Origin of the sequence: Kitasatospora hibisci, assembly GCF_043950205.1 — a bacterium.
GTDB lineage: Bacteria > Actinomycetota > Actinomycetes > Streptomycetales > Streptomycetaceae > Kitasatospora > Kitasatospora hibisci.
The window spans coordinates 6,227,296-6,239,735 of the sequence record NZ_CP171642.1 but is presented as its reverse complement, the minus strand read 5'-3'; the positions used below and the strand labels follow the sequence as shown (position 1 = coordinate 6,239,735).

The window sequence follows — 12,440 nt, the reverse complement described above, 5'->3', positions numbered from 1 at the left end:
TCAGCGGGAGCCGGAGTCGACCAGCTCGGGGTGGTGGCGGCGGGTGACCTCGGGGTGGGCCCGGGTGTAGCCCTTCCACTCGTTCAAACCGAATTCCGCGAAGAGCGGGTTGGCCGGGTCCTCGGTGGCGCCGGGGGCGTGGTGGGCGGAGGGGAAGTCCAGCGGCTCGATGTGGGCGTCGAGCCGCGGGTTGTAGAAGAACGGGACGGAGAAGCGCTCGCGGGCACCGGGCGGGCTGACCACGCGGTGGCTGGTGGCCTTGAGGTAGCCGTCGGTGGCGACCTCCAGCAGTTCGCCGAGGTTGACCACGAAGGCCCCCTCCATCGGCGGCACCTCCAGGAAGCCGCCGTCCGGGCGCTCCACCTGGAGGCCGCCGACGGTGTCCTGGAGCAGGAGGGTGATGAACCCGTAGTCCTTGTGCGCGCCGACGCCCTGGCCGGCGCCGTCCGGGGCGGTGCCCGGGTAACGGACCAGCTTCAGCCGCAGGTGCGGGTGGCCGGCGAAGGCGTAGTCGTAGAAGTCGGGACGGGCGCCGATCGCGGTCAGGAGCTCGTGCAGCAGCCGCGCGGCGACGCCGCCGAGGCGGTCGATCCAGCGGAGCGCGGCGGTCCGCAGCTCCGGGAGCGCCGCGGGCCACTGGTTCGGGCCCTCCAGCCACCAGTACGGCGGCTCGCCCCCGGCCGGGACGTGCGGGGGCAGCTCGGCACCGATGTCGAGCTGGTCGCGCCAGTCCTGGCTGCCGCCGGTGCGCTCGTCGCCGGTGCGGGTGTAGCCGCGGTAGTGCGGGGAGTTGAGGTTGCTCACGGCGAGCCGGTCGGCCTCCGGGAGGGCGAAGAAGGCCCGCATCGCGCCAATGAGCGCGGCCGTCTCGGCCGGGGTGACGCCGTGGCCGACGAGCTGGAAGAAGCCGACGCCGGTGGCCGCGGCCCGCAGGTCGTCGTGCAGGCGGCGCCGGTCTCCGGGGCTGCCGTCGGCGAGCGAGAGGTCGATCACCGGCAGGGTGCCCGGGGAGGCGGTCGGCGCGGCGGAGGGGGTGCTGGAGGTGGACTGCTGCTGCGTCATGGGTGACATCCGCTGGGTCTCGTCCCGACCGCTTCCGGTGGTCGACCGGTGGCTCCGGGGCGGCCGCGCCTGGTGCGGCGGGTGCCCGGGGTCGGGAGGGGGAACGCGGCCTGGTGGGGCCGCGCATGAGGGTGAGGGCGCGAGGTTCAGCCAGAGCGTCGACAGGACATGCTCGTCACGCGGAGCAGGTCCACGTGGCGGCGGCGAACAAGGATGAGCACGTCACCAGCCTAGATGACGGTCGGACCGGCGCGGACCCCCGGCGCGGGGTGAATTGTCGTGAGCAGGTCATACGAGTGGGCCGTCGACGCCCCACCCTCCGCCGCGGCCCCGGACAGGCCGCCCGTGCCAGTGGACCGGCACCCCCGGGCACTGTCACACTTCTGCTGTCACAGCACGAGTGCGACGGAGGCGGAGGGCGGCACGGATGTCGGAAGTGGCGGCGGAGGTCCGGCTCACCGTGGACGAGCTGGCCGCCCGGGCCGGGGTGACCGTCCGGACGGTGCGCTTCTACGGAACGAAGGGGCTGCTGCCGCCGCCGGAGCTGGGTCCGCGCCGGGTCGGCCTCTACGGGGCCGCCCACCTGGACCGGCTCGGACTGATCGAGGAGCTGCAGCGCCAGGGGCTCACCCTGGCGGCCATCGAGCGCTACCTGGCCCGCCTCCCGCAGGACAGCACCCCGATGGACCTGGCGATCCACCGGGCACTGGTCGCGTCGTGGACGCCGGAGGCACCGGAGGCGGTGGGCCGCGCCCAGCTGGAGCGGCGGGTCGGCCGGGCGCTGTCCGAGGAGCAACTGGACCGGCTGGCCGCGATGGGGGCACTGGAACGCACCGCGGACCCGGAGGCGTTCCGGGTGGACCCGGGCCTGCTGCCGCTCGGGGCGCGGATCCTGGACGTGCCGATCCCGCTGGAGACACTGCTGGCGGCGCGGGCCGTACTGCTGGAGCACAGCCGGGCGACGGCGCACGAGCTGCACCGGCTGTTCCGCGAGACGGTGTGGAAGCCCTACCGGGAGAGCGAGCCGGAGCCGGCCGAGCTGGCCCGGATGAAGGACCTGGCCGGCCACATCCAGCCGATGGTGGCGCAGGCGCTGGTGACGGCGTTCCAGCGCTCGCTCCGGGAGGAGCTGGGCGAGGCCGCGCGCGGCACGGACCCACCCAGCCCCCAGGAGGGCTGACGTACCGTCAGTCCTTGAAAGTCCGCCCCTCGGCGGCGATCCGCTCCAGCATCGCGGGCGGCGCGAACCGCTCGCCGTAGGCGGCGGCGAGCTCGCGGGCGCGGGCCGCGAAGCCGGCCGGGCCGCCCGGGTAGCCGTCGATGTACTGGAAGACGCCGCCGGTCCAGGCCGGGAAGCCGATGCCGAGGACGGAGCCGACGTTGCCGTCGGCGACCGAGGTCAGCACACCCTCCTCCAGGCAGCGGACCGAGTCCAGCGCCTCGCTGAACAGCATCCGATCCTTGAGGTCCTCGAACGGGACCGCCGCGTCGGACCGCGTGAAGTGCTCGCGCAGGCCCGGCCAGAGCCGGCCGCGCCGGCCGTCCTCGCCGTACTCGTAGAAGCCGGCGCCGCCGCTGCGGCCAGGGCGGCCGAACTCGGTGACCATCCGGTCCACCACCGCGTCGGCCGGGTGGGCGGTCCAGGTCTCGCCGGCCGACTCGGCCGCGCGCCGGTACTCGTTGCGGATCTTGCGCGGCAGGGTGAGCGTCAGCTCGTCGAGCAGCGAGAGCACCTTGGCCGGGTAGCCGGCCTGGGCGGCGGCCTGCTCGACGCTGGCCGGATCGACGCCCTCGCCGACCATCGCCACGCCCTCGTTGATGAACTGGCCGATCACCCGGGAGGTGAAGAAGCCCCGGGAGTCGTTCACCACGATCGGGGTGCGGTCGATCTGGCGGACCAGGTCGAAGGCGCGGGCCAGCGCCTCGTCACCGGTCTGCGGGCCGCGGATGATCTCCACCAGCCGCATCTTGTCCACCGGCGAGAAGAAGTGCAGGCCGATGAAGTCGCCGGTGCGCTCGACGCCCTCGGCGAGCAGCCCGATCGGCAGGGTGGAGGTGTTGGAGCAGAGCAGCGCGTCCGGCGCCACCACGCCCTGGACCTCCTGGAACACCTTCTGCTTGAGCTCGGGGTTCTCGAAGACGGCCTCGATCACCGCGTCGCAGCCGGCCAGGTCGGCGGCCTCGGCGGTGGGGGTGATCCGGGCCAGCAGCTCGTCGCGCTGCGCCTCGGTGCAGCGGCCGCGCGCCACCGCCTTGTCCAGCAGCCCGGCGGAGTAGGCCTTGCCGCGCTCGGCGGCCTCGACGGTGACGTCCTTGAGCATCACCTCGATGCCCGCCCTGGCGCAGGTGTAGGCGATGCCCGCGCCCATCATGCCGGCGCCGAGCACGGCGACCCGGCGGACCGTCCGCCTCTCGACGCCCTTCGGTCGCCCGGCACCGGAGTTGACGGCCTGCATGTCGAAGAAGAGCGCCTGGATCATGTTCTTGCTGGTCTGCCCGCAGGCCAGCTCGGTGAAGTAGCGGGCCTCGATCACCATCGCGGTGTCGACGTCGACCTGGGCGCTCTCCACCGCGGCCGCGAGCACGTTGCGCGGTGCCGGGTAGGGGGCGCCGGCCAGCTGCTTGCGCAGGTTGGCAGGGAAGGCGGGCAGGTTGGCCGCGAACGCCGGGGTGGACGGGGTGCCGCCCGGGATCCGGTAGCCCTTGACGTCCCAGGGCTGGACGGCGGTCGGGTTGGCCCCGATCCAGGCCCGGGCCCGGGCGGTCAGCTCCTCGGGGGTGTCCACCAGCTCGTGCACCAGGCCGTGTTCGAACGCCTGGGCCGGCCGGTACTGGCGGCCCTGGAGGAGCACCTTCAGCAGGGCGTCGGTGATGCCGAAGAGCCGGACGGTACGGACCACGCCGCCGCCGCCCGGCAGCAGGCCGAGGGTGACCTCGGGCAGGCCGATCCGGCTGGCCGGGGTGTCCAGGGCGATCCGGTGGTGGCAGGCGAGCGCGATCTCCAGGCCTCCGCCGAGCGCGCTGCCGTTGAGGGCGGCGACCACGGGCTTGCCGAGCGTCTCCAGCGTGCGCAGGGCGCGCTTGATCCGCATCGACTTCTCGAAGACGGCGGCGGCGTCCTCGGGCCGGGCGGCCGAGAGCATCCGCAGGTCGCCGCCGGCGAAGAAGGTCTTCTTCGCCGAGGTGACGACCACGCCGCGCAGCTCGTCACCGAGGCCGGCCAGCCGCTCCACGGCGGCCTCGAAGTCGGCCGTGAAGGCCTCGTTCATGGTGTTGACCGACTGGGTGGGGTCGTCGAGGACGAGGGTGACCACGCCGTCCTGGTCCTGCTCCCAGCGGATGGTGGTGGTGTCGCTCATGAGGTTCGGGTCTCCAGAAGGGGCCGGGGAGGGAGGTGCCGGGGCGGGATCAGATGCGTTCGACGATGGTGGCGATGCCCATGCCGCCGCCGACGCAGAGGGTGGCCAGGCCGTACCGCAGGTCGCGCCGCTCCAGCTCGTCGATCAGGGTGCCGAGGATCATCGCGCCGGTCGCGCCGAGCGGGTGGCCGAGGGCGATCGCACCACCGTTGACGTTGACCTGGTCGGGCCGGAATCCCATCTCGCGGACGAAGCGGAGGACGACGGCGGCGAAGGCCTCGTTGATCTCGACCAGGTCGATGTCGGCGGCGGTCAGCCCGGCCTTGGCGAGCGCCTTGCGGGTGGCGGGGGCCGGGCCGGTCAGCATGATGGTGGGCTCGGAGCCGGACACCGCCGCGGAGACGATCCGGGCGCGCGGGCGCAGGCCGTAGCGCTCGCCGGTCTCGCGGTTGCCGATGGCGACCAGCGCGGCGCCGTCCACGATCCCGGAGGAGTTGCCGGCGTGGTGGACGTGGTCGATCTCCTCGACCCAGTGGTACTTCTGCAGGGCGACGGCGTCGAAGCCGCCGGCGTCGCCGATCGCGGCGAAGGAGGGCTTGAGGCCGGCCAGGCTCTCCACGGTCGTGCCGGGCCGGATGAACTCGTCGCGGTCCAGCACGACCAGGCCGTTGCGGTCGAGGACCGGCACGACCGAGCGGTCGAAGAGGCCGTCGGCCTGGGCCTTCGCGGCGCGGGCCTGGGACTCGGCGGCGAAGGCGTCCACGTCGGTGCGGCTGAAGCCCTCGACGGTGGCGATCAGGTCGGCGCCGACGCCCTGCGGGATGAAGTGGGTCTCGTAGGCGGTCATCGGGTCGGCGAACCAGGCGCCGCCGTCGGAGCCCATCTTCACCCGGGACATCGACTCGACGCCGCCGGCCAGGATGAGGTCCTCCCAGCCCGAACGGACCTTGGCGGCGGCCAGGTTGACGGCCTCCAGGCCGGAGGCGCAGAACCGGTTCTCCTGGACGCCGGCCACCGTGTCGGGCAGGCCGGCCGCGATGGCGGCGACCCGGGCGATGTCGGAACCCTGGTCGCCGATCGGGCTGACCACGCCGAGCACGATGTCGTCCACCGCGGCCGGGTCGAGGCCCGGGAAGCGGCGGCGCAGTTCGTGGATCAGGCCGACGACCAGGTCGATCGGCTTGGTGCCGTGCAGCGAGCCGGTGGCCTTGCCCCGGCCGCGCGGGGTGCGGATCGCGTCGTAGACGTACGCTTCGGTGGTCACGGTGGAGAGCCTTTCGGGGTCCGGCCCGGTGGTTCGGGGGCCTGGCCTGGTGGGGGGCGCCGGCGGGGCCGGTCGGGGAGCGGTCAGTCGAGGAGGGAACGGCCGACGATCTCCTTCATGATCTCGGTGGTCCCGCCGTAGATGGTCTGGATGCGGCCGTCGGTGAACGCCCGGGCGACCGGGTACTCGGCCATGTACCCGTAGCCGCCGTGGAGCTGGAGGCAGCGGTCGGCGGTGCGCTTCTGCAGTTCGGTGGCCCACCACTTGGCCATCGAGGCGTCCGCCGGGGTGAGTGCGTAGCGGTTGTGCTCGGTGATGCAGCGGTCCACGAAGGCACGGGTGACGGCGCACTCGGTGGCGAGCTCGGCGATCTCGAAGCGGACGTGCTGGAGCTTGGCGAGCGGCCGCCCGAACGCCTCCCGCTGCTTGACGTACTCGGTGGTGATCTCCACCAGGTACTCGGCGCCGGCGATCGCGGAGGCCGCGATGGTGAGCCGCTCCTGGGCGAGGTTCTGCATCAGGTACACGAAGCCCTGGTGCTCCTCGCCGAGCAGGTTCTCCTTGGGGACGCGGACGTCCTCGAAGAAGAGCTCGGCGGTGTCCTGGGCCTTCTGGCCGATCTTGTCGAGGTTTCGGCCGCGCTCGAAGCCGGTCATGCCACGCTCGACCACCAGCAGGCTGAGCCCGCGCGCGCCGCCCTCGGGGGTGGTGCGGGCGACGACGACCACCAGGTCGGAGAGGATGCCGTTGGAGATGAAGGTCTTGGCCCCGTTCAGCAGGTAGTGGTCGCCCCGGTCGACGGCGTGGGTGCGGATGCCCTGGAGGTCGGAGCCGGTGCCGGGCTCGGTCATCGCGATGGCGGTGACCAGCTCCCCACTGCAGAAGCCGGGCAGCCAGCGGCGCTTCTGCTCCTCGGTGGCGAGCGAGGTGAGGTACGGGCCGATGATGTCGTTGTGCAGGCCGAGCGCCAGACCGGAGGCACCGGCCCGGGCGAACTCCTCGGCCAGTACGGCCGCGTAGCGGAAGTCGGCGCTGCCACCGCCGCCGTACTCCTGCGGGACGGCGATCCCGAGAAGTCCCTGGCGGCCGGCCGCGAGCCAGGCCGAGCGGTCCGCGATGCCGGCCCGCTCCCAGCGGTCGTAGTGCGGCAGCACCTCCTTGGCGAGGAAGGCCCGGACGGTCGCCCGGAAGTCCTCGTGCTCCTCGGTGTAGATGTCGCGTTGCACGGCGCTCTCCTTATCGGGCCGCGGCGTCCGGGGACGGCCGGGCGGGCGGGGTGTTCCGGACCGGCTCGGCGGCGGACGGCGCGGCAGCCGGTGCGGCAGCGGGCGGGCCCGGCGGGCGGGCCAGGGCCGGCAGGCCCCAGTCCCGGGCGACCTCGGCGGTGTCGGCGCCCGGCCGGGACGGCGGGCGGCGCAGCGTCCCGGGGGTGGCGGAGAACCGGGGGGCCGGGGCGGGCTGGGTGTAGCCGTCCGCCTCGACGTACGTGCCGCGGGCCGCCAGGTGTTCGGACGCGGCGGCCTCGCGCATGGTCAGCACCGGCTCGACGCAGGCGTCGGAGCCGGCGAACACCTCCTCCCACTCGGCCCGGGTGCGGGTGGCGAAGCGGGCGGCGATCAGCGCGCGCAGCTCGGGCCAGCGGGCGGTGTCCCACTGGCCGGGCGCGTCCGCGCCGAGCCCCAGCAGCCGGGCGAACTCGGCGTAGAACTGCGGCTCCAGCGCGCCGACGGCGAGGTGACCGCCGTCCTTGGCCGGGTAGACGGCGTAGCAGGGTGCGCCGCCGTCGAGCAGGTTGGCGCCCCGCCGGTCCTGCCACTGCCCGGCCGCCAGCAGGCCCCAGAGCACCGCGGTGAGGTGGGCGGCGCCGTCCACGATCGCGGCGTCGACCACCTGGCCGGTGCCGGTCGCGCGGGCGTGGTGGAGGGCCGCGAGCAGGCCGACGACCAGGTAGAGCGAGCCGCCGGCGTAGTCGCCGAGCAGGTTGGCCGGGATCGCGGGCGGGCGTTCCGGGTCGCCGATCATGCCGAGCACGCCGGCCGCGGCGGCGTACCCGATGTCGTGGCCGGCCCGGTCGGCGCGCGGCCCGTGCTGGCCCCAGCCGGTCATCCGACCGTAGACCAGGGCCGGGTTGCGGGCCAGACAGTCCTCCGGGCCGACGCCGAGGCGCTCGGCGACACCGGGGCGGTAGCCCTCGATCATCAGGTGGGCCCGCTCGGCGAGGTCCAGGACCAGGCCGGGCCCGTCGGGGGCCTTGAGGTCCACCAGGACGGAGCGCTTGTTGCGGTTGGCCACGTCGTGGGCGGGATCGATGCCGAGCGGCGAGGGGGTGGGCCGGTCCACCCGGACCACGTCGGCGCCGAGGTCTGCCAGCAGCATCGCGGCGAACGGGCCGGGCCCGATCCCCGCGAGCTCGACCACCCGGACGCCGGCCAGCGGGCCGGGACTGCTCGTGTCGCGCACTGGCCGCCGCCCCTCGGGTTTGACAGTAAAGCTGTAACACTCGCGATGATAGGGAAGCGACCCGCGGGTAACAAGACCTCCGCGCCGGCCGCCGGGACCGGGCTCCGGCCGGGTACCGGAACGGTGCCGGCCGGGGCGTCGACCGGGCCCCGGGGCCGGGCGCCACGGCCGGCCCGGCAGGGACGGGCGGCCGCCGGACCGCCGGCCGGAATCTTGACAAGTACGTGACGCGAATGCCGGAACCACCGGCCCTGGCGGCACGTCAGTACACCGACGGGCGGACCTTCCGGCCGTCCCGTGGCCCGAGGGGTGCTGACCCCTCGTCGAGGATGAGGAGAGCGGACGTACATGGTCTTCCCAGGTTTCACCACCGGGCCGGTCTCACCGGCGTCACCGCCTGGCGCCCCCCGCAACCCGGCGCCGGACACCGTCGTTCCGATCTCCGCCCCAGGCACCTCCCCGTTCGCGGCCGGCGCGACGCCGAACCCCTCACCCGGACCGGCACCGACGGCGCCCACCACCCGGCTGGACCGCCCCTACGAGCTCGGCGCCTCGGCCGGCATCGCCCGTCAGATCGCCACCGACCTGGACAGCGCCAACGGCAAGGGCGGCAACAACCTCGCCGAGCACGCGAGCGGCGCGGCCGCGAAGATCCGCGGCTTCGCGTTCGGCGGCGCCCTCACCGGATGCACCGAGCGCTGGCTGCAGCAGTGCAAGTCGCTGCACGACAAGCTCACCGGCACGGCCGACAAGCTGGACGCCACCCAGCGCAACTACCAGGCCAACGAGCACTCCACGGCGGGCCAGTTCGGCCACTGAGCGCGCGGGCGCCGGGAGCGCCGGACGCAGCAGCACCGAGGACTAGCGAAGCGCGAGAGGAATCCAGGGACATGGTGTCCTTCCAGGAACTGCACGAGGCCGACTTCTCCGGCGTCACCGAGACCGCCGAGGCCTGGGCCAACATGGCCAAGGCCCTCGACGGGCTCGACGGCCGGGTGGGCCGGGACCTCACCAACACACCGCAACGGGCCGGTTGGCAGGGCGGGGCAGCGGACGACGCGGGCCGGGCCCTCCAGACCATCGACACCGACTTCACCCAGGCCGCCGGGGTCGCCCGGGCCCTCGCGGCGATCATCAAGGACGCAGCCGAGGACTTCACCGCAGCCCGTCGGGACCTCGACACGGCGCTCCACGACGCGGCCGAACAGAAGCTCACCGTCGCCGCCGACGGAACGGTCAGCTGGCCGCCGATGTCCTCCGAGGGGCACAACGACCCCGACTACCAGGAGGTCCAGCGCAAGTACCAGCAGGACATGAAGGGCAAGGCGGAGGCGATCTCCAACCGGCTGACCAAGGCCGTCGAGAAGGCCGCCGCGGCCGACCAGCGCGCCTCCTCCGCCCTGCAGACCGATGTCGGCACCAGCACCACCTCCTTCAACTCCCACACGTACGGAGGCGGCGACGTCGCCGACGCCAAGCGCGCCACCGACCTGCTGGCCAAGGGCGGCAGCCTCTCCGACGAGGAACGCAAGCGGCTGCAGGACCTGATGGCCGCCAACTCCGGCTCCAAGGACTTCTCCACCACGCTGCTCAACGGCCTCAAGGCGGGCGACAAGACCGGCCCGGACGCGCTGCTGGTGTACGCGAAGGTCTACGGCGACCTGTCCCACGGGGACCGCAACGCCAAGGACTACCAGGACATCTACGGCAACCTCTCCCAGGTCCTCGCCACCGCCACCAAGGACGGCGGGATGGGCAAGGAGTGGGAGGACAACCTCCTCAAGGCCGCCCGCAAGCCCGGCGGTTCGGCCGCCGGCTTCAACGACAGCTACCCGGTGCTGACCGAGCTGATGGGCGCCAAGGGCACCTACGACAAGGGGTTCCTGGAGAAGGTCGGCAACGACCTGGTCGACTACGAGCGCAACAGCAATCGCAAGGGCGAGGATCTCTGGGGCCCGCTCTACAGCGGCGTCATGGACAAGCAGGGCGACCCGATGGGCGGCCTGATGCGGGCGATGAGCCGCAACCCGGAGGCCTCCAAGGAATTCCTCGACCCCGCCGCCAACAAGAACCTCGACTACCTGCTCAAGGACCGGAAGTGGCCCAACCAGGGCTACGAGGACAAGCAGTTCGACAGCATCGCACGCAACACCTCGCGCGGCGCCTTCGGCGACGCCCTGGAGGCCGCCGCCACCGGCCGCGACCCGCACGGCAACCAGCCGCCCCGCCAGCACGACGCGGCGATGTCCCGGATCATGAACGAGACCGTCGCCACCCTGGGCGGCGACAAGGCCGGCGCCGAGAACAGCCTGCCCGCCGGCCTGCGCCGTCCGCTCGGCAACATGATCGCCGACTACGCCCCGGACGTGCACGAGATCCTCGGCAAGGAGATGCGCGGCAGTTCCGAGCCCGACGGTCTCACCTTCAGCCGCGAGCAGCTGCTGCGCACCATCCGCGGTGCCGCCGAGGACCCGGAGGCCTTCCGGGTCATCCACACCGCGGAGAGCCAGGAGATCGCCCGCCGGATGGACACCTACGGAGCGGAGGACTTCAAGCCCGACGCGACCGGCCGGGTGAACCCGAAGTTCGCCGGTTTCACCCAGGAGGCCGGCCAGGCGCTCGGCGCCCTCGACGGGGTGCGCGGCGACGTCCTGATCGACCACCGCGAGGACCAGAAGTTCAAGAACAACTGGCAGTCGAAGATCGACTACCACATCTACGGCACGCCGGTGAACTACTTCCTCCCCGCCCCGCTCGGCGACATCGCCCAGCGCCTGGTCGACGTCGGCACCGCCGACTACGCCAACAAGGCCAACGCCGAGCTCGACACCAAGGCCCAGGGCGACCTCAGCAAGAACTACTCCGCGGGCGAGGAGCAGCTCAAGGCCATGATCGAGTACAAGGCCGCGCTGTCGGGCGTCTCCCAGAAGGACATAGACGCGACCGGCGGCGTGACGCAGCAGCTCATGGAGGATGTCACCCAGAACTACTCGACTTCGATCGACCGCACCTACAACGGCGCACTCGGCAGGGGATGACGACAGCGTGACTGCAGAACGGAACCGCGTGGACGAGCCGAACGGGGAGGCCGACACGGACGGCGGACCCCTTCAGCGGGCCGACGACGCCCTGACCCGACGCGGGTTCACCACCCGGCGGCTGCGGCTGCGGGCGGCGGGCGTGATCGTGGCGATCGCGGCCGGCGTCTCGGGGGTGCTGCTGTACAACCTGACCAACGCGTTCGGGCCGGACACGGTCTGCGGCGGCGCCGCGACCGCGGACCGGCTGCACGCGGCGCTGGGGCCGGGACGGATCAGCGAGGAGAAGAGCGACGGCTGGTCCCCGGGCGCCTACGACCGGGGGGCCAGCTGCGTGGCGAAGGTCTCGTCCGGGCTGTTCGGGACGTCGGAGCGGACCGCGTCGTTCGCCCTGGAGGTCAACCCGGACGGGATCGCACCGCCGACCGCACCGGAGGCCCGGCTGTTCGCCGGGGGCTCGGCCGGGGCCGTCCTGCCGTCCCGGGCGTGGGCCCTGCTCCCGGAGGGCTGCCCCCGGGGGATGCGCGCCGAGATCGGCCTCGGCGGGGACACCGCGGACGACGACCGCGGCCAGGGCCTGGCCGAGCTGGCGGTGGCCTACGCCGGCACCGCCGCCGGGGCGAAGGGGTGCGGCGCCGGGACGCTGCCGGCGCCGACCGGGCTCTCCGCGGCGGCCGCACCGCAACCGGTCGACTTCGGCAAGGTCTGCGGCCTGCCGGGGCTGGCCCCGACCCGCGGCGCCGGCGCCGACGGCGGCGGGTACCGGCAGCAGGCCACCACCGCGTTCGCGCCGGTGTGGTCCTGCGAGATCGGCTACGCGACCGCGGGCAGCCCGCTCGTCTCCTTCGCGATCGCCACCGACCCGCGGGCCACCGGCCTCGACCCGAAGGACGCGCGCACCGCGGCCTACGGGCGCGCGCAGTGGATCGGGGCGTCCGGCCAGAACGTGGTCGCCGACTGCCAGGGCAAGCCGACGTACTTCCACCTGGAATGGCGGGGCGGCGCCGGCGTCGGCGACAGCGGGGTCTTCACGGACGGGACCGAGCTCTGGCGCCAGTTCCTCACCGCCGGCGGCAAGGCCGTCGGCTGCGAGCCGATCGTCCCGTAGCCGGGGCGGCGAGCCGCGTCCGGTCGAGCACACCCGGTACCAGGCCGGTCGTCGAGCAGGCGGCGGCGCCGGCCCGGGCCTCGGGGAGGAGGCCCGGGCCGGCGGATCCCCCGGCAGGGGGACGCGGATCGGGAGTCAGGGGGAGGCCG

General features: G+C 73.5%; 9 protein-coding genes. 4 read left to right on the top strand and 5 right to left on the bottom strand.

Features of this window, described 5'->3' with window-relative positions:
• Entirely contained in the window at positions 1-1,062 is a 1,062-nt protein-coding gene (locus ACF9IK_RS27325; RefSeq protein WP_395296746.1) for an isopenicillin N synthase family dioxygenase, read from the bottom strand.
• Positions 1,063-1,489: 427 nt separating this feature from the next.
• On the opposite strand from ACF9IK_RS27325, the gene ACF9IK_RS27320 reads away from it, so the two are divergent.
• Positions 1,490-2,242, top strand: a complete 753-nt coding sequence (locus tag ACF9IK_RS27320; RefSeq protein ID WP_395296745.1) for a MerR family transcriptional regulator — start codon at positions 1,490-1,492, stop codon at positions 2,240-2,242.
• 7 nt (positions 2,243-2,249) lie between these two features.
• Here ACF9IK_RS27320 and ACF9IK_RS27315 read toward each other — a convergent pair whose 3' ends face one another.
• From ACF9IK_RS27315 to ACF9IK_RS27300, 4 genes are all read right to left on the bottom strand, one after another.
• Positions 2,250-4,421: a 3-hydroxyacyl-CoA dehydrogenase NAD-binding domain-containing protein gene (locus ACF9IK_RS27315; RefSeq protein ID WP_395296744.1), complete on the bottom strand. Its 2,172-nt coding sequence runs from the start codon at positions 4,419-4,421 to the stop codon at positions 2,250-2,252.
• A 49-nt stretch (positions 4,422-4,470) separates the two neighbouring features.
• On the bottom strand, positions 4,471-5,685 hold the full coding sequence (locus ACF9IK_RS27310; protein WP_395296743.1) for an acetyl-CoA C-acetyltransferase: 1,215 nt from the start codon (positions 5,683-5,685) through the stop codon (positions 4,471-4,473).
• Between the two features lie 83 nt (positions 5,686-5,768).
• Entirely contained in the window at positions 5,769-6,911 is a 1,143-nt protein-coding gene (locus ACF9IK_RS27305; protein ID WP_395296742.1) for an acyl-CoA dehydrogenase family protein, read from the bottom strand.
• Positions 6,912-6,921: 10 nt separating this feature from the next.
• Positions 6,922-8,145, bottom strand: a complete 1,224-nt coding sequence (locus ACF9IK_RS27300) for a CaiB/BaiF CoA transferase family protein (RefSeq protein WP_395296741.1) — start codon at positions 8,143-8,145, stop codon at positions 6,922-6,924.
• A gap of 348 nt (positions 8,146-8,493) precedes the next feature.
• Here ACF9IK_RS27300 and ACF9IK_RS27295 point away from each other — a divergent pair, with 348 nt between their 5' ends.
• The 3 genes from ACF9IK_RS27295 (at position 8,494) to ACF9IK_RS27285 (ending at position 12,291) form a co-directional block, all read left to right on the top strand.
• A complete protein-coding gene (locus ACF9IK_RS27295; protein WP_395296740.1) occupies positions 8,494-8,964 on the top strand; it encodes a WXG100 family type VII secretion target in 471 nt (156 codons plus the stop codon).
• 71 nt (positions 8,965-9,035) lie between these two features.
• Positions 9,036-11,183 carry a hypothetical protein gene (locus tag ACF9IK_RS27290; RefSeq protein ID WP_395296739.1) on the top strand — a complete coding sequence of 716 codons (2,148 nt, stop codon included), beginning with the start codon at positions 9,036-9,038 and terminating at the stop codon, positions 11,181-11,183.
• 7 nt (positions 11,184-11,190) lie between these two features.
• Entirely contained in the window at positions 11,191-12,291 is a 1,101-nt protein-coding gene (locus tag ACF9IK_RS27285; protein ID WP_395296738.1) for a hypothetical protein, read from the top strand.
• The last annotated feature ends 149 nt before the right edge of the window (positions 12,292-12,440 follow it).